This window comes from Chryseobacterium sp. JAH (genome assembly GCF_001507335.1).
GTDB lineage: Bacteria > Bacteroidota > Bacteroidia > Flavobacteriales > Weeksellaceae > Chryseobacterium.
In genome coordinates this window covers 72738-93142 of the sequence record NZ_LMAH01000010.1, presented here as the reverse complement: position 1 = coordinate 93142, position 20405 = coordinate 72738, and the positions used below count along the sequence as shown (strand labels likewise).

The 20405-nt window shown below is 34.3% G+C and carries 18 protein-coding genes; all 18 read right to left on the bottom strand.

Annotation, left to right across the window (positions count from 1 at the left end):
* Nucleotides 1-21: 21 nt before the first annotated feature.
* The 18 genes from AR685_RS16970 to AR685_RS16885 all read right to left on the bottom strand — a co-directional run bounded on the left by AR685_RS16970 (nucleotide 22) and on the right by AR685_RS16885 (nucleotide 20404).
* A complete protein-coding gene (locus AR685_RS16970; protein WP_059125312.1) occupies nucleotides 22-1125 on the bottom strand; it encodes a putative phage abortive infection protein in 1104 nt (367 codons plus the stop codon).
* 59 nt (nucleotides 1126-1184) lie between these two features.
* The gene (locus AR685_RS16965; RefSeq protein WP_059125311.1) at nucleotides 1185-2237 is read right to left on the bottom strand and encodes an RES domain-containing protein; all 1053 of its coding nucleotides are present in this window, start codon (nucleotides 2235-2237) and stop codon (nucleotides 1185-1187) included.
* Between the two features lie 82 nt (nucleotides 2238-2319).
* Nucleotides 2320-7482, bottom strand: a complete 5163-nt coding sequence (locus AR685_RS16960) for an Eco57I restriction-modification methylase domain-containing protein (RefSeq protein WP_059125310.1) — start codon at nucleotides 7480-7482, stop codon at nucleotides 2320-2322.
* On the bottom strand, nucleotides 7482-8159 hold the full coding sequence (locus AR685_RS16955; RefSeq protein WP_059125309.1) for a hypothetical protein: 678 nt from the start codon (nucleotides 8157-8159) through the stop codon (nucleotides 7482-7484). The genes AR685_RS16960 and AR685_RS16955 overlap by 1 nt, the downstream gene beginning before the upstream one ends.
* Before the next feature lie 75 nt (nucleotides 8160-8234).
* Complete coding sequence (locus tag AR685_RS18300) at nucleotides 8235-8987, bottom strand: DUF6449 domain-containing protein (protein ID WP_228376460.1); 753 nt, start codon at nucleotides 8985-8987, stop codon at nucleotides 8235-8237.
* Nucleotides 8988-9217: 230 nt separating this feature from the next.
* A complete protein-coding gene (locus tag AR685_RS18295) occupies nucleotides 9218-9502 on the bottom strand; it encodes a hypothetical protein (protein ID WP_059125307.1) in 285 nt (94 codons plus the stop codon).
* 56 nt (nucleotides 9503-9558) lie between these two features.
* Nucleotides 9559-10257 (bottom strand): hypothetical protein, encoded by a 699-nt coding sequence (locus AR685_RS18290; RefSeq protein ID WP_059125306.1) that lies wholly within the window; start codon nucleotides 10255-10257, stop codon nucleotides 9559-9561.
* 23 nt (nucleotides 10258-10280) lie between these two features.
* A complete protein-coding gene (locus tag AR685_RS16935; RefSeq protein WP_059125325.1) occupies nucleotides 10281-10982 on the bottom strand; it encodes a hypothetical protein in 702 nt (233 codons plus the stop codon).
* 28 nt (nucleotides 10983-11010) lie between these two features.
* The gene (locus AR685_RS16930) at nucleotides 11011-11862 is read right to left on the bottom strand and encodes a M23 family metallopeptidase (protein ID WP_059125305.1); all 852 of its coding nucleotides are present in this window, start codon (nucleotides 11860-11862) and stop codon (nucleotides 11011-11013) included.
* 4 nt (nucleotides 11863-11866) lie between these two features.
* Nucleotides 11867-13855, bottom strand: coding sequence for a type IV secretion system DNA-binding domain-containing protein (locus AR685_RS16925; RefSeq protein WP_059125304.1), 1989 nt, complete (start codon nucleotides 13853-13855; stop codon nucleotides 11867-11869).
* A gap of 53 nt (nucleotides 13856-13908) precedes the next feature.
* Nucleotides 13909-14775: a DUF4138 domain-containing protein gene (locus tag AR685_RS16920; RefSeq protein WP_059125303.1), complete on the bottom strand. Its 867-nt coding sequence runs from the start codon at nucleotides 14773-14775 to the stop codon at nucleotides 13909-13911.
* Nucleotides 14776-14780: 5 nt separating this feature from the next.
* The gene (gene traM, locus AR685_RS16915) at nucleotides 14781-15989 is read right to left on the bottom strand and encodes a conjugative transposon protein TraM (protein WP_059125302.1); all 1209 of its coding nucleotides are present in this window, start codon (nucleotides 15987-15989) and stop codon (nucleotides 14781-14783) included.
* The gene (locus AR685_RS16910) at nucleotides 15979-16332 is read right to left on the bottom strand and encodes a hypothetical protein (RefSeq protein WP_059125301.1); all 354 of its coding nucleotides are present in this window, start codon (nucleotides 16330-16332) and stop codon (nucleotides 15979-15981) included. Before AR685_RS16910 ends, traM begins: the two co-directional genes overlap by 11 nt.
* Before the next feature lies 1 nt (nucleotide 16333).
* Nucleotides 16334-16948 (bottom strand): conjugative transposon protein TraK, encoded by a 615-nt coding sequence (gene traK, locus AR685_RS16905; RefSeq protein ID WP_059125300.1) that lies wholly within the window; start codon nucleotides 16946-16948, stop codon nucleotides 16334-16336.
* Between the two features lie 20 nt (nucleotides 16949-16968).
* Nucleotides 16969-18216: a type IV secretion system protein gene (locus AR685_RS16900; protein ID WP_059125299.1), complete on the bottom strand. Its 1248-nt coding sequence runs from the start codon at nucleotides 18214-18216 to the stop codon at nucleotides 16969-16971.
* Nucleotides 18217-18218: 2 nt separating this feature from the next.
* Nucleotides 18219-19049, bottom strand: coding sequence for a hypothetical protein (locus tag AR685_RS16895; protein WP_059125298.1), 831 nt, complete (start codon nucleotides 19047-19049; stop codon nucleotides 18219-18221).
* A 4-nt stretch (nucleotides 19050-19053) separates the two neighbouring features.
* Entirely contained in the window at nucleotides 19054-19719 is a 666-nt protein-coding gene (locus AR685_RS16890; RefSeq protein ID WP_059125297.1) for a hypothetical protein, read from the bottom strand.
* 1 nt (nucleotide 19720) lies between these two features.
* Entirely contained in the window at nucleotides 19721-20404 is a 684-nt protein-coding gene (locus tag AR685_RS16885; RefSeq protein WP_059125296.1) for a hypothetical protein, read from the bottom strand.
* Between the last annotated feature and the right edge of the window lies 1 nt (nucleotide 20405).

Below are 20405 nucleotides of genomic sequence, written 5' to 3'. Positions count from 1 at the left end.
ACTAGATCCCTCTTACTTAATTTAAGCAAGCGAGTTCCTTAACGTTACCCAATCAAAAAAGTTAGGATCATCTGATATTTCAGCTTGAAACTTTTCTTCAGGTTGTATTCCAAAGTCAGCAAATGATAGGGGTAAATTCGTCAATAGGTGATAATCTTTAATATAATCGTTTGTAATCCAAGCTTTACCTAAAACAGAAATCGAGTTATAATATAAAATAACTTGCTCAAAATTTGATAACTGAGCTCGTAGCATTTTTACATAATCATATTTAACATCGTTAGTAAATAATTCATTTTCTTGAGAATGTACATACTTAACAGTTTGAAATAAATGTCGATAATAATGTCCTATCTTGGTACCATGCCCTGTAAAAGGCTCATAATGTTGTATAAAAACAGCATTTTTCCCCTTATGATTTATTTCAAGATTTTTCAACTTTAAAACTTTGTAACCCGTTTGATTTTCGTATTTTTCCTTATCACTTACAAAATTAGCATATGTCCGTTTTTCATTTTCTAATCTCTGTAAAGTAGTCTTAAAAAAATCAGTAGAATTAATTTTTGGTGCAATATGAGAAAAAACGCCTTCGCTTGCATGCCCAATTCCGTAGAAAAAAATCAAATATGCTAAATTGGATAATTGTTCTTTATCTAATACAATGTTCTTGTCCGAGTTATCATAATTGTACTCCAGCACAAAATAGATATATCTTAACTCAAAATAATAAGTCGTAAAAGTTTTCCTACCAAAAATAACATTTTGTATATTCTGCTCTTCAACATTTTCTCGATGAATCCTTATCAATTCGAAGAATCTGTTTTCAAACCTCTCTATTACCGTATCATCGGCTTGCTTTGCAAATTGGCCTCTTTGTTCTTTATTTGCTTCATATTGTATGTAAAAAGCCATAAAAGTTAAAATAGCTGCAAACCATGCTATTATCGGTCCAAAAGTACCTCCGAACGCATCACCAATGGCTCCTCTATCTCCTACATTACCTTTATCGAAGTATCTTGATTGAATTAATTCGGGTCCGCTTTTGTAGAGGAATATTGCTACAATTGCACCAATTATCCAAATTAAACCAAATATTACTAAACGATCTATTGTTTTCTTTTCCAAAATTCAAATGTAATTAGTTTCCGATAATTTAAAATAATATTATAAATCACATGATAAATCTACCATACAATCTCTCCGTTCTCAAGGATATTTTTTGCCTTTACTCTATTTTTAACTTTTGCAAGACTTATAATTTCAGGATGATCCCTGACGTATTCTTTTTCGTAATAAGACTCCTCAATTTCAAACTCAGTAATTTGAAATAATTTAAATTCATTTTCAACAGAATCAGGATGTACAGCCAAATTATCAGTTCCAAAATCATTTCCAACACTCGGATAAATAATACAATCAAAATTAAAAGAAGGATTTTGGTCCTTCCTTGTTTTAAGAATCCTTTCAGAAAACATAGCGCTAATTAAATACTCGTAATGATGAGAAACAGGCTTTGCAAATTCTCTTCCCAATAATTTAAAATAATGTCTAGACCACTCGACCAAGATTTTGGAATGACTATCTCCATACTTTTCAAATGCTGCGGTTGCTTTCTGCACTCCTAGATTGACAGACATTGCTTTGTCACTATGAGAAATTGGATATGAAATAAGTTCTTTTTGTTCTTTAGGCTTCCACAGTCCAACAGTGATTAATTTATTGGTTGGAGGCTTTATTTCTTTTAGAGCTGAATCAATATTCTCGGCTGTATATAATACACTTGTATTAGAAGTATTTGCTCTATTATATTTATTTATTCTTTTTACAATGTCTAATGGTGGATATTTTAAAAAACTTATATTATTTAGTCTTTCATTTTTTCCAGAAACCCATTCATTAACCACCAGTCTATATGTGTGAATTACTGATAACTTATTAGATATTAAAGGGATATAATTAAATGCATAATCTATATAACTTTTAAAGTTGTTGAATTCGGAGGCATCAAATGATGAATAGTCCAATTGTTGAAGGGAAATGTCAAGATCTTCGTAGAATTTAAAAAGACTTATAAAATCATTTTGTTCGTCGCTTGATATCTCCTGATGCTGTAATAATCTAAGTGATATATTTTGTTCTTGCGTAAAATGGGCTCCCTCTACCCACCTTTTCAAAGGAGGAATTTCAGGTAAATCTCTAAATGTTAATTGCCAATTTGGTTTAATCATTGGTTTCATAGTTTGTCATTCTCAAAGATACAAAATGGAGTATTAAAAAACATTGACATTAATAGATGTGAAATATTGCTAAAAATTCCAACTATCTCTTCCGAGGCATAGAATAATTTTCACCATCTTCATTGTACAATTTCGATTTACTTTCATTACTTAACTCATTATCATTTTTAGATTTTTCATTGGTGAAAATTGTATTATTCCTTAAAAATAATCTTAAATTTTCATCCAACCTCTCTTTAACCACATCAATATTTTGATTAAGCCTTAGCTGTTCATCCTTTTCCTTTTTATATTGAACAATCAAATCCTGTTTAATCTCTGGAAGCTCTTCTAATTTTTTGTCTAATTCACTAATTTTCTCATCTGTAGTTTTGGTCTGAAATTCTATTTCTCTCACATTTACGCCTCTCTCAGCTAAGTATTCGATAGTTTTCTGAACTTCAACTTTAGCCAAATCAATTGCTTTCTGATAAGAAGGAAGTTGACTTTTCCAATATCCCCTATTTTCAGTTTCATCTTTAGAATAACCTAAAATTCTGTTGTAGGAATGTTGCGCTTTAGTAACCGTTTCCTGTACCTTCAAAAAATTCTCATATTTCCGCAAAACAAAAGCAGTATCTGCTAGATGCTTATTTTTCTCACTTTCAATCTTTTTTTTCAGCAGCTCAAGTTCAATATTTGCTCTTGTTTCCGAATTTGTTATAATGGATGTTTTGAGTTCCTGCGTACTGATATCAGAAATATCCAAAACATTCGCTCCTTTTTTCATTGCTTCCAAATATCTTGCTTGTTTTGATTGAAGCTTTTGAAGCATAAACACATCGATGCTGTCATTAGTAAGCATAAAATTGACCCTTACATTTTCGTGCCTGTTTCCTTGTCTCCAGGCACGACCTTCGACCTGTCGTAGAGTGGTAAAATTATAAGGAAGAGAAAGCATATATAAATCCGTGGTATTTTGCTGAAGATTCATCCCCTCATGAATAGCTTCACTTCCAAGAATAATTTTGACTTTTCCGGAATTAAAATAATCCTGAATTTTCAGTCTGTTGGGTTTACTTGTTGCTCCAGTAATGACACCAATTTCTTCCGATTTATAACCAACTTCCGTGATGAGATAATCTTTTATTTTAGGAAATTCTGAGACTGCCAATTCCGAATAGATTATTTGACTAGAATCAGGCATATCTCTTTTATTCTGCTGTATCAGTTTCATCGTCTCAATCAGTTTTGGAGAATTCTCAATAAATTCTTTTACTGAAGGAAATTCTGCGTCATAGTATGGAGACAGATAAGGAGAAATGGCGATAAGCCGAGCATTGAGAATATGAGTAAGAATTGCTCCTTTTTGGGAATCGTCGAAATTCTCTGTGAGTAAATCATATTGTTCCTGAGTTAAGTCATTCTGCTCAATTTTATATTCTTTATTAATCTTGGTTGGACGGATTAATTCAGGATTATCTTCTTCTCCTTTAATATCAATAAATTCAGATAGGAGCTGTTGGAACAAAGAATTATTTTTAAACCTCCGAACATTAGCCTTGAACTTTACATCTCCTTTCGCATCAATTTCCATATCATTATCAGCCTCCATAAACGTTTCAAAGAATGTATTGACATTGAAGTATCCTGATTCTTCAAGACGCTTATTCGCAATCAATGACAATATAGAATAATACTCCAGAGGTTTGTTGGTAAAAGGGGTGGCGGAAAGAAGCGTAACATTTCTACCATTATATTTATCCTGAATATATTGAGATGCCATCCAGGTATTAATTCCTAATCTGGAAGTCTGTTGATTTTGACTTCTAAAATCGGAAGCAAATCTTCGATCCTCGATTCTTACCTTTCCAACAATGTGATTGGCATTATGAACTTCATCAAAAGTAAAATGATCAAAACCAAAATCCTCCCAGTCATAGATTTTGCCACGTTTCATTTTTCCCTGCAGCTCTTTTTCTTTTTCTAATTCTTTCTGAAAATCTCTTTCGCTGATAATATTAGCACTACGCAACTCACTCTCTGAAATATAAGAAAACTTGGAAGCCAAATCTTGAGTAATATTTTCGGAGAAACCGATATTATTAAAACCTTCATAAGTAACAATTATGATTTCTCCATCTCTGTTATCAAATCGAGAAAGATCATAATCCTTTCCAAGATTTCCCAAGACATTTACTTTCGCATTGGAAATTGTTTCAAATATTGTTTCAACCCACTGTTTTAAAATACTGTCGTTTGGTACTACGATCAATGGTCTTTTAGAATTTCCACGCTCCATCGCTTCGTGCATAGAAAATATTCCGGAAAGTGTTTTTCCGAAACCCACTTCGTGTGCCAATAAGCCAACTCCTTTTGTCGTAAGTCTTCCGATGCCTGCTTTCTGTACTTCGGTCAATCTAAGTTCTTTCCCTTTGAAATTGAGATGAATTTTAGAAAACAGAGGAAATTTAGAATATTTAGGAACGTGGATATTATTATAATTCCTATTGAATTCTTTTATAAAACGCTCTCTTAATTCATCTGATAATTCTTCTCGAATGAACTTTTCAAAAAGATCATTGGCAGCAGCCTTTCTTCTTTCACGTACCAATGCATTTCTTTCTTTATCACTACCTGTAACCGTTTCGTTATCTACATAACTTCGAACTTCCCAGGCTGAAGAACCGGCGAAAGCTTCGCTGGATAAATTGCCAACAAAGTCTTTGAATTTTTCCGCTAAATTATAATCAACAATTACTGTTTCAACCTGTCTTGTAGATTGATTGTATTTTTCTTTCTCTACTTGTCCCAATGCAAATTGGTGGACAAATTCGTGATTAGGGCTGATAGAAATTTCATCCAAAGACTTGGGAATTGGTAGAACACTTAAGAGTATTTCCTTTTGCTTCTCATATTGGTTTTCAGTTCCAATGATGGCATATTTATCTGCAAAGTCTTTTTCCAACTGTTCAAGCTTGGAATAGATATTTCCTTCAGCATAATAAAAATCGTGCACCCATTTCCCATCAATAAAATTGGCAAACGTGTAGTGCTCTCCTCTATTATTCAAAGTCCCATCGTAATCTGTATCACGAAAAGCAGCGATTTGCTCTGCTGAAATATCAGAGCTGTTTTGCAATGAAGTATTTACAACTTCGTCTGACTTAGAAAAAAGATATTTTAGAACTCCTTTTTTTATTTCAGGTTTTGTCTGAACTCTGTACTCAGAATCAAGTTTCTTCTGCGATTGAATGAGCTTTTCAGATTTATCACAAATCTCCTTTAGCATTTCTGCAGAAAAGGATTTTACATCTGTATCGATCTGCTCTTTTAGCTCGTTATATTTCTCAATTTCTTTTACAACAGCAGGAGACTTAAATTTGATCTCCAGAAACGTTGAAAGAACTTCATCTATTTTTTCCTTAGCTTCGGAAAGGTACTTTTCAGCTGGAGTTTGAACTGAAATGTTTTTTTTTGCAGAAATGTCCTCTTTTACTTCCGCTTGCGGATTCTCAAAGAATAAATCTTCAAACAAATTACCAATTCGCTCCGTTTCCTTTTTAGTTCTGAGATGTTCTATTCTGGCTAGTGCTTCATCCAAAGTACCGTGGACATAACTTGCCATTCTTCCAAAACGATTGCTTTTCTCTCGAATTTCCCCCAGAATATTTTCAGGATTATTTTCGAAATAATTAGAAATATCCAGTGTGATTTTTTGTGAAGCTTTTTTCAGAATGATGATATCTGTTCCGATTTGCGTTCCTGCAAAAGAACCGGTTGGTAAACGATAAGCACTGGAAATTTCTGCATTTTCTAATTTCTTTTGTCGATTAAGCCAACCTGAAGGAAGCATCATTGCCAAAACTCCATTCGGTTTTAACGAGTCTAAAGAGCGCTTTACAAAATAATCTTCGTATTTGCTTATTTTGGGTTCTTCTCCCAGCCCTTTATATAGACCTCGGTGTTCTCCGTAGGGAGGATTCCCAATTACCAAATCATACTTTTCAGCGAATTCTTTTGATTCTCGCTTAAAACCTTTTTCGTCAATAAATTCAGTTTCAAAGGGACGGAGATTTACATTAGCATCCGGATGAAGAATTTTAGAAATTTTGGCTGTTGCTTCATTAATCTCAAAAGCAGAAATATTGATTTTTAAGCCAAGGTCTTTTACAGCATACAGAAAATTTCCAGTTCCAACACTGGGTTCCAAAACTGAAATTTCTTTTTGATTTTTGAAATGGTCTTTAATTAGATTCCTGATGACATCTACAATTTTAGAATCCGTATAATACTCATCTAAAATTCCTCGACCTTCTTTTGCAGTACCCCCACTTTTATATTGATTACAGATGTTTTTTAATTCATCTGACACATCAACATTCGGATAAATAACGACTTTATTATCTTTAGAAACAAAACAAGCTGCAGAAACCACTTCTGCAACTTGGTCATTGGTCAGTTTTTGACCTTTGTATTTTGAAATGAGAAATTCTAATTCCTCAATATTTTTAGTATTGTCTAATTCTCTTCCGGTTCCGTAGGATACAGTTCTCCCGGATATGATTCCGCCCAAATGTTTTTGTTTGTCTTCATTTTGTTTAGCATTCTGCGGTTGTGTTCCGTCAACATATCTTCCTGTTCCGTTTCCTGAATCGCTCCACTTTGTAACTGAAGATCCATTTCCAACATTTGCGCGGCCGACAGTTTGTCTTCCTGAGTGATCTCCGTTTTGCTCGGATTGGCTGTTTTGCAAAGTTCTACCAGAATCTCGTCCAGAAACTTTGGATCCCAAGTGCTGAGTGTTGGATATTCTTTCTGATCTAACAGTAAGGTTTGCATTTTCTGAATTTTTGGATTCAACTAAATTAATATTTTTATTCTGATGATTCAATTTGTTTTGGAGATATTCATTCAGATCTTTGTTGCCTTCATTTGAAATCTCATACATCTCTCGGATATCCTTAATATTCTTTTCTTTAAATTCCATCTGAATTTTAAGTGTTGCTGCATCTCCTATCCTGTCTCCTTCTAGACACAGAAATATTTTACCGTTAAAATCCTTAAATTGATTCAGAAATTCTTTTGTATTATTCGCAGAATTAAGCGTAACAAGACTTCTGTTGTTGACTTGACTATTTAATTTTAAAAGTTCCAGAAATGAAAGCATATCGGTTTGTTTTCCAAAAACAACTAACTCATTTCTAGTCTCATAGACAATAGAAATTCCATCTGTAATCATTGAAGAATTTATTCCGTCCATCATCAATTTTTTCTGTTGTTTACGAAGTGATTAAACTCAAAAAGTTCTTTAGCTTCATCATCCCAACTTTTTCTTGGTAATAACTGAAGTGTGACGAAAATGTCTGTCTTTTTATTATAAGAATCAATTCGCTCAAGTCTTCCATGATAGTCCTTTTCAGCATGCCTGTAAAATGAATATGGCAAAATGGTATCTGTTGGATAAATATAGAATCTGGTATAATTCCACGGAGAATTAATCTCAAAGCGTTTGTATTTCTTTTTAAATAATACTGTATCGGAAAGATTTCGACGGTTTCTGTAATTGGGGATCCAATCTTTTGAAAAGACTGCCCCCTCTTTCTTTTCCCAAACCGATTGAGAAATTTGTCTTTTGGAAATATCTTTTAAAATGACATTACTTCCCAATGACCCGATAGGATAACATATTGAATCCTCGATGAAATATATGTGCTTGTTGACCTCTGAATAGGTATGATCGGGTACTAATTCGATGAACTGATTTTGCAAATAGTTCATCTTTGATAAATGAAAGTTCTGCATCTGATCCAAACCCTTTGAAGCATCGAAATAGACATTTGAGATTAGATCAATGCCTCCTTTCTCTGATTTGATTTCCTTCTGGCAAGAATTTAATACGAAAAGAAGTATAAACAATGGAAGTAATAGTTGAATTTTCATAAGAATTGGATTTAAAAAAGCGGCAAATCTATTGATGACTTACCGCTTCCTGAGTATTATAGGTAAGAAAGATGTTTATCGTTTAATGCTCTGCTCCCGAATATTGGCTTTATCGTGACTATTATCTTGTTCCAATCCTTGTAAAGGTTTATTGGTATTGATTCGGTTCATCTCGTTGTCATACAGTTTAAAATTTCTATTTTGTGGATCCAGAACAGCTTTTGCTTCTACGACATGATCGTTTTCTTTAAACTTAACCTTAACAACATTTCCTTTTTCCAAAGACTTAATACTGTTTTCTTTCCATTCCGGATTATCAAATAACAGATTAGACTTTTCAACAATCTTAGATGTATCAACCCCATAATTTTTGTAGAAATTTTGGAAATAATAATTGCCTTTATCGGACTTCGGTTCATTAAAATTAAATTGAACAAACGCTGGTTCGTTTTGATTACTCTTAGGATTGACAAACTCAATTTTCACACTTCGTCCTTCCAATAGGTTGACAGCTTCTTTTGCGGTAAAGGAGTTTTCCCGACTTACAGGAAAGTTGTGAGATTTTTCTTCTTTATTATCATTGGTCAATTTTGCATTGTAAGAATTGAAGAAAACGCCTCCACTATCGGTTTTATTGAACTTCAATGTAAAAGCAACTTTATTTTCGGGTAAAGTTTTGTCGGAAGAAGTTTTAATTTCAAACTGTTGCTTTTTGGAATTGATTCCTTTTTCTAAATCATTGTGAAGTTTTTCGCCTTCTCCAAAACCAAGATATTTCATTTGATCTTTCAGGTATTTTACCTGGTCAAATTCTTTTTGTGTTTCCATAATTTCTGTATTTTGATTGTTAAACTTTATATCATTGACTGTTAGTGTTCTGTATGATTGTAAACTATCCTCGTCCAAATAAGTTTTTAAAATTTCACCATTTTGCAATAATTCGTAGGATTCACCATACTGTTGTTTTTCCAAGAAACCAAAAGCTAATTCGTATTTATCATTTTTTGATAGAGTATGCCCGTCAAGTGTATCAGGAATTTTTTCCAGTTATTTACTCATCAATGTATAATCTCCATCAACTGATAAAAAATCCTCTTTTTTTGAATAACTCTTTTTTGTTTCTCAGTTATGTTAAGGTTTTCAAGGATGAATTTATCCTCCTTGTTAAGGTGGATGTAATTGAGTAGACCATTTTTTTCCTCTTCAGAAAGTTTCGGTGAAAAAATATTTTGTGCTGCTCCATCTTTCAAGCTTTTTTCCGCATAGATTTTAAACTCGTTTAAACTTTTAGGTCGGTCATAAAAGTCTTTCATATCTGTCCAACGGTTATTGAATGTTGGCAATTTATACTCCTGAGTTTGCAAATCATAGCTATAGTAACTGTAACCACTAGGACCTATTAGTGAACACTCCCATCATCATAATCTCGCCAAATCCATCCTTCCGACAGATTGGTTGCAGGAGTCAGATTCCCTTCAATGTTTTCTTCTATATAAAAGTCATCAAACTCCGGAACGTTTTCATCTCCGTCAAACGGCATCATACTTTCAAATACCCCATTCCCTTCATCAATGGCAGGATTTATTTCGATGTCTAACTTTTTAACTTCAATCTCATATCTGCGATAGTGATCGGCTTGCCGTTCATCAATTTCAGAAGCATTCATTCCGAAACTCAAATCTGTTCTTACCTCTAATTCTTTTGCCCAGGAATCAGAAAGATATTTTTGTTTTGCAACTTCATTATTGATAGTTAATTCCCTAAATGCCGTGTTGTCTTGTATTATTAAAATTTTACCGTCGGTTTTCTGCTTGTTGATAAAGCGTACTACTTCAGCTGAACTTTTATAATTAGTTTTGTCGGAAGTATCAGTATCAACATTAAAGATTGTATTTACAGTGTATGCAGAGCCTTGAATTATTTTATTTGCTGTGGATTTATGAATCTGCATAAACTTTTTCTCCTGCTCAGAAAACTTCCTTTCTCCATCTCTGTAAAATATTTCAGGAGAAGTATTCTCTACTTCTTTTGCAAAATCTTTGTAAGCTTTGGTTTTTGGAGTAATCACTCTGTCGAACCAGGATAATTCATTCTCCATAACTTATGATTGAATTTTAAATATTACCTTCTGAATCCCCTAGTTCTCTCACGCTCGTCGGTTTGTTCTTCTTCCTGCTTCTGATGATTTCTGTTAGCATCTTCATACAAATCCTGATCATTTACATTTAATTGAATATCTGAATTACCAGATTTTGAGATTTGTTTTTGATCAGCCGAGATGCTGTTTACAGAATCTATTTCTCTGGATACAACATTCATATCGTTAGAGATTTTCTTTGCTATTTCGGGGTATTTATCTGCCTTGTCCTGCAAAAAACCTTTAAGCTTTAGAAGTTCATTTTTGTAGACGTTGAGTTCTTCCGGCTCTTTTTTGTCAGCAATGATGGCAGTAAGTTCTGTTGCATTTTTGATGAAATCGAATTCCACCACTTTTCCTGTCTCATTATCGTAGATGAAAGCTTTCTTTTCAAGAAGTGGATAATCACTTGAAAGTTCCTTAACATCGGTATATTGAACTTTGTCTTTACTGTTTTCAATAATTTTATTGAGACTTTTATCTCGCTCTAGAAAAATGACCTTCAGCTTGGTATTATCTTCAGTGAGCTGAAACGTAGCTCTGTTCTTATCATTGTCAGCGACAATGGTATATCCTTGAAGGAATTTTTCAATATCATTCGAACTTAACTTTTTTGAAAATGTTAGGTCATCATTGATGATTCCAAAATTTTTAAGTTCATCAGTAGGCAAATTGTGATTTTTCATAATGGTAAGTATTTTATTATTGGCTGTATTAATTTTTGGCCGTTTCATAATGTGTGGCAATTAGATTATTAGCATTGATAAGGTCGTTGAGAAACCTGATTGGATTAATGTATTTGCCATTTTCCTGAACTGCAAAATGTAAATGAGGACCTGTGGAATTTCCGCTATTTCCGCTTCTTGCAACAATGAATCCTGCTTTTACATATTCTCCAGCTTCGTAATATATTTCTGAAAGGTGCAGATAAGAGGTTACAAATGAATCAGAGTGCCTGATTTTAATATATTTCCCGCCTCCACTGGAATTACCGGATTCTATTACAATACCGTCTAAAACTGCATAGACATTTTCATAATTGGCTTTGAGATCAGTTCCATTGTGCATTTTTCCAGATCTGAAAATCGGATGCGTCCGCCATCCGAAAGGAGAAGTAACAATAATTCCTTTGTCCAATGGCATACTTATTTTTGATACAAAATCCTCTTCTTTGATTAAACTGAATTTTTTAATCGGTTTTTCTATGCTCTCAATCTGTTCGAAGAATTGTTTTTTACCTGGCAGTAATAGAGAGTCATTATTAGCTTTTGGAATTAATACTTCACGCTTTTTTTTTGACAAGCTGTATTCAAGCATCATCATTTTTAAAGAATCAATTTGCTTTTTTAAATCCGATTTAGTTGGAGTATTGAATAGTTTATAAAAGAAATTTTTATTATCTTTTTCCTTTCTCAAATCAGGGTTTTCTTTCTTAACTGTTCGCATTTCTGTGATAGATTCATTGGATTTTGCTTCTTTCCTTGTCAAGGTATTGAACTGTCCAAAAGCCAATGAATAGCAAAGCGAAAGCATTCCTACCATCAAGTATTTTTTGATTGATTTCATAATTTTATTCTTTGATATTTTCCTTGACTATGAGCTCCACTTCTTTATTGATTTTTCTGAAATTGGTCATCAGAACTTCCTCTTTACGGTTGATACCTTTTTTATCCACGAACGAATAATACTTCGGCATTACGGGATAATTTTGTTCTTCTTCCCTAATGGCCTTCATATCAAGATTGATTTTTCCTCTTACGGCAGAAGTCTTATATTCTTCAGTCGTATTTTTTTCGCCTTGTGCTATCATTCCAACCATCTCTCCTGTTTTTAAGGCCGCAATTTTTCCTGCAGGAATCATAAAGTCCATTTTTTCATTGATGCTTGTCGTTGTTCCTTGCTGTGAAATAGATTGGGAGTAGGATTTCTGTTTAATTTTTCCGAATAATTTTTCAAGCCACTCCAGTGTATTCTTATCTCTTGCGGAACCGGATAGAATATTTCCGACAATTGCAGAAATAGTGTCGGCTACTTCTTTTTTATAAAACTGTCTAAGCTGGGGGATTTCCTGAAGCCCTAATACAACAGCAACTTTATTACTTCGAGCCGTAGCTACGATGTTGTCAATCTTGTGAATATAAATTGTCGGAAATTCATCAGCTATAATTCCCCCTGGCAAATTATGTTTAGAATTGATTAACCGTAAAGTCCTGTTAAGGATTGAAGAATACAGAGCTGAATTAATATCCTGCGTTGCAGGATCTGAAGCCAAAATCATAATTGAGGGACTTTGTTTATCAGTTATCTTCAATTCTACCTCATTTCCTGAGAACACCCAGAAACTTTCCTTCGTCGCCAGACGAGAAAGAAATATTTTCAATGTCCCAATCTGTCCTTCCAACTGGTCAAAAGCTTTATTATCATAAGCCGTTTTGAATGGAGAAAGCAAAGAAAAAATCTCTTCGTTACTAAAAAGAGTATCAAAAATCTCTTTGTAACTGCGGTTTATAAAAGATAAAATATGAGGTAAATCTGAATATTTTCCATTCTCAAACGTGGCAAAGAAATAGATGCAGGAAGACAGAAAGTTGATAGCCGATTGTGTAAAAAAAGCTTCTGAACCGCCTCCGGAGCTTGCACCGCCTTTTTGTAATGATGACACCATTGATTCTGCCATTTCCTGCGCTTCCGCTAATGTTTGAATATATTTTTTGTGAAAGGGATTTACTCTTTTGGACTTTTCAACTTCGTTCAGATTGATGACGTGAAAATCATAATTGTATCCGGAATCTTTACTCTTTTTCAGCAAATAATGGTAGTGAGCAATTTGAGCTAAATCCGGAAATTTAAAATCATAAATACAAAGACAGAAACCTTTAGCAACCATTTGACGTATTGAAGGATTAATTACGCCAAACGACTTTCCGCTTCCCGGTACTCCGATTACAATTGTTCCTCGAAAAGGGTCTATATTGATATAGCCGTTATAGGTTTTGTTATTATATCGAAATCTATAAGGAATATTAATAGACGTTTCTGTATTTACAAGCTCTTTATTTTGATCAAAAGATTCCTCTTCTACATTCCATCTGTCTTTTCCCATTTTTTGCTGCATCAGCTTTGAAATGCTGTCTGCTCCCATTTGAAGAATAACTGCTCCTAAAAAAGAAAGAGAAGCGTAGATTACCTGATACAGATTAAGCCCCGGAAAAACTTTTGGGAGTGAGTTGCTTCCTGCCTCATTCTGCCAATTCAAAGACGAAAAAATTATTGCTAAGCCAAAGACCATTGGAACTACAATTTCCGTGGCAATATTTAAGTCTTTCTTTTTCTTTGCCTTTGTTCCAATGGCGACCAATCCAATAAGAATCAACGTCGCAATCTTTGCATTTATCGGTGGATAAATGAAACTCATTTTTGAAAAATTCTTCAATAAGTTGGACAATACTGGAACGTCAGCATTAAGGTAGAATAACGAAGCACAATCCAAGGCCACCACTGCATAAACTACTTTTTGTAGAAAGCCATAGATTTTTATTTGATGTTGTTGCTCTTGCATTCTTTATTAAAATTTGATATTCAGATAATGATTAAATGGATACGGAACTTCCGCTACAAAGTGTCGGCTTTGAGGACATCAGAATAATTCACTTTCATTTCAATGGTTCTTCCGGAGAATTGTTCCTCAATCAATCTTATCATCATAACTTTGGAATTCGGATAAGTGAATTTTTTGAAGACATAAATATTTCGGAAGTTTTTCTTGAAATGCTTTTGAGGATTCAGCTGAAAAAGTGGTGTCATTTCAATACTTTGATTATTGGTAGCTTTATGAATTTTTTTGTCCTCAATTGAAAATTTCAAACCCTCAATATCATAGCTCAGATTGGATCTATTCTTAAATGTCATATCGATAAAAATGTAATCACTAATGACATAAACATTATTAAGCTGAAAGCTCAGATTGAAATCTTTCTCTAGTCTGATTGGATTATTTTCAGTTTTTTTCTGAATAATATCCATTGCAAATTTTCTCAACTCCAAATTGGAAAATATCATTTTGTCAAATTCAATAGGCTGCATCGCTTCGGGTTGAATATGAATATTTGTAACGGTATTCAAGTTTTCTGAATTTCTGTAAACCGCTTTGTATTGTGCAATGAAAGATTGTCCCACGACAGTAATAATTCCAATGTTATCTCCATTGAAAAATGTATTTGATTTTACTTTCTTATCTTTTTCTTCAGATTTTTGATTATCAGTAATCTTAATCCTTGCAATGCTCGTTGCCGGTAAATCCCCTGTCAATTGTTCAGTTGATAGGTCAACATATTGAATGGGTTCTGGCGAAATAATATGCAGATTAATTCCTTCTGTGATCTCTATTTCCGGCAATTCAGAAATTATTTTGTCCTTCGTTGCAGTTTGTGCATTAACAGTTATAGCAAATAGCAACAGTGTATATAAAATTGATTTCATAAGTTCTAAGGTTTTGATTGGTTTTGAGATTCTTTCAATTGTTTTTCATCGATCAGAAATACATAAGAGTTGTACTTCAACTTGGCTTTGTTGGTTTTAATTAGATTGGCGATTGATTTGGAGGTAGATGTAAATAATTTGGAGCCGATGGTTGTAAAAAATCCTTCTCCTCCCATATCCATCTGAGTTCCCTGAACGGAGTTGCTTCCCATTTCACGAATCATATCCCGGAATACGCTTTGAGGAACGTATAAACCTTTCATACCGTCGACATCATATATCGAAAGGTTAATCGGTAAAATCTCCCCGTTTGCAAATACTGAAATGATCTTAAGGTCAACTCTTTGCATTGTAAATCCTGAGATTTGACCATATAGAACAGAACCTTTGCTAATTTTTTTATTACCGACAAATATGTCTTCCAGTAATCTGAGCCTGATTCGGCTTCCTAAAAATCCTTTGTTGTCTTCATCTATAACTGCTTTGATAAAACTGTTTTCCTTCTCTTTGTAAACTGCGTTGAAGTCATTATTAATGCCCGATTTGCTGACGTTGAAAGTGGAATTAAGAAATTCTTCCATTTTTTCTTTATTAGCTTTGAGTTTGTTTTCTGCATTCAGTTTATTCTGATATTCTGGATCTCTTGCTTTTTCCAAGGAATCCATTACCAACATCTGCTGCTTCAGATATTTTACCGGATCTTGCTGGACACTTTGTTTATTTTCTTTTGGTATGCCAGCATAAGTACTTTCCTGTTTTCCATAGGATTTGTCATTCAGCATTTTTATAATCTCGGATGACCTCTTATAATCCTGATCATCTTTCTCTTGCTTAGGATTGTAATAAGATGACAGATTGCCATTAGCCTGATATTGATTTTGCCTTGAGTTGACAGCCTTCAGTGAATCTATTTTTCTTTTCTGTGATAAGGATAACTGATCCTCATAACTTAGCAGGCTATCCTGTTCTTTGTCCAGTCCTCCGAGCATCGTCCTATTATCATCTTTTTTAAAGAAACTATCATATGCATCATTTTTTGTCATTATAGAATCCTGTGATTCGCCCAATGAAAGTGAAAGTTCTTTTGGTTTTTCCTTCGGAATCTCCTCTTTCACAAACTGATTAGCTACAAAGGCAAACAGAAAAATGAATGGTAATGCAAGGAGTGGCAGAACATATTTTTTCTCTCTAAAGTTGATTTTCTTAATATCCATTTTTAAAGTTTTGGTATTGGTTAAACAGGTATTCTATTCGCAAACTGTCTTCTTTTTGTAATTCCCCCCGATCTCTTTTTACTTTGAGTAGTTGCATCTCGGCTACTATCTTTTCCATTTCTTTAATATTCTTTGTCTGATTATTTTGAGCTACCGAACTTTTTGAATAAAGAATAGGAGGTTTTATTTTGAATGTCATATCAGACGGAAAGAAGATGCCTTGTAACAAGGATAAGAGGAAAGAAACTGATAAAAAAATCATAGAATACATAAAAAATTTCTTAGGATTCTCTACCGGCCAGCCTATCAATTTCTTTCCTGTATTTTTAATAAAAGTTTTCATTTTAATAAGAATTTTTAGTTTGATTGGAAAGCTCTTCGTTATTGATAATACGCCAGTTTTTGAGCAGCACACCATGAGTATTGTTGGGACTCCGGATGATATCCTCAAAAAATCCTTCGGTAAATAATTTCCGGGTAATGACAGATGATTTTCTGGTTATCATCTGCTTTCCGAAAAACTGGAACTTATTGTTTTCTATATCCAAGGAAATGGAATCGGTATGAATACTGACCATTGAGCTGGAGGCAACGATCTGATTGTAGAAACCTTTTTCTCTTAGATTGGTATATTCTTTCTTTCCGCTGTCATCAATGAGATAAAGGGATTTTTGAATATTTTCCTTGATGTAGGAATCATCGGGTGCCAACGTAAAAAACAATCGATGGAATAGTTCTATTTGAGCTTTATATTCAACAGGTCTGTTCAAAAGAACATCGGTTTGTTTGACAAGAACCGGAACGCCGTTATCCAAAATATAAATCGACTTTCTTGAGTCCTGAATCATCCTGTAAGAGAAGAAAAATCCTGCTATGACAATAAAAAAGGCAAACCCAATCGCTCCCAATGAAACTATCTTATTGATCTTTATTCTTTGTTCTAAGTTTTTTATAAGCATTTTTAATAAGTTTAATGAGATTATTTTCCATTTTTCATAGCGTCTTTAACTCTTCCGGATGCAGAACCAGCCGCTGCTGATTTTGCTGTTGCCGCAGCTGCCGAAGCACCTCCTGTTTTTACAGCCAATGCTGCTGTTTTAGCACTGCTCGCCATTTTTCCTGCTGCACTTTTCATTTTTGTCATCGCACCTGCACCACCTGCTGTTACTATCGTATCTGCAATCGTTGGTGTCATCAGTACTCCAATCCCTGTTACGATGTAAGCAACACAGGTAAAGAGCTGATTGTAAATCATTCCTGAATTGCTCACGTAGACCATTAATGCATCTAAATTGGTAATGGTTCCGTTAGTTAGAAGCGTATCATAACGTTCTATTTCCATTGTATAACCAGATGCAATCAACTGCTGTCCAATATTGATAATGGTGTATGCAACGAAAGTGTAGAGATTGATATTGATGAATTTCGAAACCCAGCTATACAAAGAATTTTCAAATCCCGGAATCAATGCCATTCCGACAGCGATTGGTCCAAGAATGATTAAGATGTAAGCCCATATCTTTTGAATAAAAAAGATGAGATAAACACAAACACGAAGAATCGAAAGGCACACAAATTCTATGATTTCTGCAACCAATTTTTGTAACTGGAATTCCATCCTGATCTGCCATTCCTTGATTGGTTGTAATAATTTGTCTATACCATCACTGATATCAAACCAGGAATCATCGGCATCTTTCGATGTATTATCAATAACGTCCTGTTTGGCGTCTTCTTCAGCATTAAGCTTAATAACTGCATCCAATAATTGCTGTTGCTTTTTAAATCTTTCAATTCTTAAGTCATTGACCTCAGATTCGATGTCACTAAAAATAGCAATTCCCGGTTCTGCAATAGCTTTAAAAGGTGCTTGAAGTAAATTGACAAATCCTGTCCAGTAAATCAAAGTAAATCCGATAAGAATAGGTTTCAACATTGGTACAATTTCCCATTCTCTGTCTCCGGCTGCCATTTGCCAACCCATATATCCGAGGTACATCAAAGCACCTAAGCCTCCTATAGCTCTACCTACTAAAGCTGAACCTTGGGCACTGTCCTGTACGCTGTTATCCAATTTTGTGAAGACTTCCATAAACCATTTTTCAAAAGCTCCGTCGCCTTTCAAAAACTGTAGCAGATTACTGTAATCACTATCGGTCTGGGCAAAGCAAAAAACAGGTAGTATTAACGCAAGACAGCAAAAAGTAAATGTGATTGATTTATTCATATCTAATATTTGTGTTTATACTTCTGCATCACATCCTGAACAATCTGTTTATCCGAAGCGGAACTGGATTGTGAAGGTATTACTGTCGGTATGTGATTGCTTAAAATGTTTTTATAGTCCAGAAGAAGTGTCGTTTTATCATTGTGTTTTTTTAACTCTTGAACAAATTTTCTCCACCTAATTAGTATTTCATGATACATTATAAAGCGCTTTCCCCTTGGCATATCCATCGATCGGGACATTGAATATTTATCTTTAATAAGATCTATTTCCTCCTGTAGTCTTTTTAGTGTCCCGGTGGTAGAAATTGTTTCGTAAGTCTGCTGGTCTTTCAGTCGCCATTCAGTAAAATTTTGTGGTGTATCGGGAAAATCTGTGATTGGTTTCAGCATCCGTTTGTAGTACAATAACCAGAGTGGATCGGCATCAACAGTTGCAGAAGTCCAGTGAGCGAGATCCTGAACACTTCTTTTATAGATTGTATCGGAAGCAGCTTTGATTTTCTTGGCTTCCTCTTCCTGAAATTTCAATTGCGCCAGTCTTAAATTCTGTTCTCCGGTTGGTTTTAATGGTCTGATATCGTCTCCATCCTTGTAATCCCTGTTAATTTTTGGAGCCCACATTCCCCATACCGTGGCGTAGGCAAAATTGGTTTGAATACCCAGAAAATATTTGGGATAAGGTCTCCAGTCTCCCCAGCTTTCGAATGTCATTCGCTTATGCTGCGCAACAATAGCAGGATCGTTCAGTCTTTTCACACTGACTTGTCCGAAAACATTTGTGATAATCAGTAGCAAGAGGAAAAGTTTTGTTCTTTTAAATAAATTTTCCATAGGTTTAGTTGAATATGTATTTATATTTTTGAATGATGTCTCCGACAATTGCTTTGTCGATATTGAGGTAATTTCTGAGTACCGGAACCTGATACAGGTAAGGAATCTTCTTGGCATTCTCTAATCTCAAAATAATGTAGAGAATGTTCCCATTGATATTTCTTACTCGTGTAAAGACCTTTTCAATCAGCATTTCCCTATCCATTGCATCCATCAGAAAATCTTTATCTTCATTGAGTATATCCTGAGTAACTTCCTGCTGAAGTTTCAAAGTCTGCTTACCTATTTCAGAATAGTATTTGGAAACCAGGACTGCATATTCCGGATGTTGAGCAGATAGGTCAAGCATCTTGTTGGAATTGGTCACAATCTTACCTAAATACTGATAGAGGTAAATCAATTTCTTACTTTGCGTAAGTGCTGAATTGACATTTTTAAGCTGTTGATAGATGTATTCCTGAATAGCAATAATTTGAGTTGTCTTATTATTGATATCATCATACAGCTGTTTTTGCTTTTCGTAGGAATCTAAAAAAGCCTGCTCACTGGCTAGACGAACGCCGTGATTGACTGTTATTTGTGATAAGAGTTTATCATTGATAACGATCTGCTGACTTTTGATGGTAATCCCTGAAAATGCAGCTATTATAAAGGTTAATATCTTCTTCATCTTAAAAGGATTTGATATTATTCATAATACTTTCCACCACTTGTTTATCTCTGTTGACATAGTATTGGAATGCTCTTTTGTTTCGTAAGACTTTAGCTTTGATATCTCTAACTTTCAAAAGCATATAGGTGGAATTTCTGCTGAGTGCTTTAACTTCACTTAATGCGTAATCCAGCAAGACCTCGCGTTCAGATTTTTCCATTTGGTTGATAGCTCCGTATGACAGGATAATGCCGGTTATCAATCTGGTGACCATCTGCAGATCATCCACAAATTGCACTTGAGCGGGCAAAACAGATATTATTGAATAAGGGGCTGTATTAATCTCATTAATAATGGCAGTCTGGTTATCTGTTATCTTCGTTATTTCCCTGCTCATTGCGACACCTGTAGGTATTGCCTGAATTGCAAATGATACAATTCGCAATCTGTCCTGTACTTTGGTAATCTTCTCTTTGAAATTTTTCCATTGTGTCTGATTAGCTGTCTCTACAGTAGCATTCAGCGTTTGTTTTTGCCTCATTTCTTTCTGCCTGTCCTGTTCTTTCATCGTTGCATTGATTTCAAGATCCATCATTGGAAAAGAAACATTTTCCTGCTGCCAGGCTGGTGTAGAACTACCTCCGGAAGAAGTAAGTAAAATATATATCAGAACAACAGACGATATTTGCAAAATCCGTTTCATT

Coding starts and splice junctions, on each gene's coding strand:
- AR685_RS16935 (WP_059125325.1), bottom strand. CDS start 10,982: ATGAAAAATCACAATTTGCCTACTGATGAACTTAAAAATTTTGGAATC.
- AR685_RS16900 (WP_059125299.1), bottom strand. CDS start 18,216: ATGAATAAATCAATCACATTTACTTTTTGCTGTCTTGCGTTAATACTA.
- AR685_RS18300 (WP_228376460.1), bottom strand. CDS start 8,987: ATGGAAACACAAAAAGAATTTGACCAGGTAAAATACCTGAAAGATCAA.
- AR685_RS16920 (WP_059125303.1), bottom strand. CDS start 14,775: ATGAAATCAATTTTATATACACTGTTGCTATTTGCTATAACTGTTAAT.
- AR685_RS16965 (WP_059125311.1), bottom strand. CDS start 2,237: ATGAAACCAATGATTAAACCAAATTGGCAATTAACATTTAGAGATTTA.
- traK (WP_059125300.1), bottom strand. CDS start 16,948: ATGCTTATAAAAAACTTAGAACAAAGAATAAAGATCAATAAGATAGTT.
- AR685_RS18290 (WP_059125306.1), bottom strand. CDS start 10,257: ATGGAGAATGAATTATCCTGGTTCGACAGAGTGATTACTCCAAAAACC.
- AR685_RS16910 (WP_059125301.1), bottom strand. CDS start 16,332: ATGAAAACTTTTATTAAAAATACAGGAAAGAAATTGATAGGCTGGCCG.
- AR685_RS16960 (WP_059125310.1), bottom strand. CDS start 7,482: ATGATGGACGGAATAAATTCTTCAATGATTACAGATGGAATTTCTATT.
- AR685_RS16895 (WP_059125298.1), bottom strand. CDS start 19,049: ATGGAAAATTTATTTAAAAGAACAAAACTTTTCCTCTTGCTACTGATT.
- AR685_RS16890 (WP_059125297.1), bottom strand. CDS start 19,719: ATGAAGAAGATATTAACCTTTATAATAGCTGCATTTTCAGGGATTACC.
- AR685_RS16955 (WP_059125309.1), bottom strand. CDS start 8,159: ATGAAAATTCAACTATTACTTCCATTGTTTATACTTCTTTTCGTATTA.
- AR685_RS16885 (WP_059125296.1), bottom strand. CDS start 20,404: ATGAAACGGATTTTGCAAATATCGTCTGTTGTTCTGATATATATTTTA.
- AR685_RS16925 (WP_059125304.1), bottom strand. CDS start 13,855: ATGCAAGAGCAACAACATCAAATAAAAATCTATGGCTTTCTACAAAAA.
- traM (WP_059125302.1), bottom strand. CDS start 15,989: ATGGATATTAAGAAAATCAACTTTAGAGAGAAAAAATATGTTCTGCCA.
- AR685_RS16930 (WP_059125305.1), bottom strand. CDS start 11,862: ATGAAATCAATCAAAAAATACTTGATGGTAGGAATGCTTTCGCTTTGC.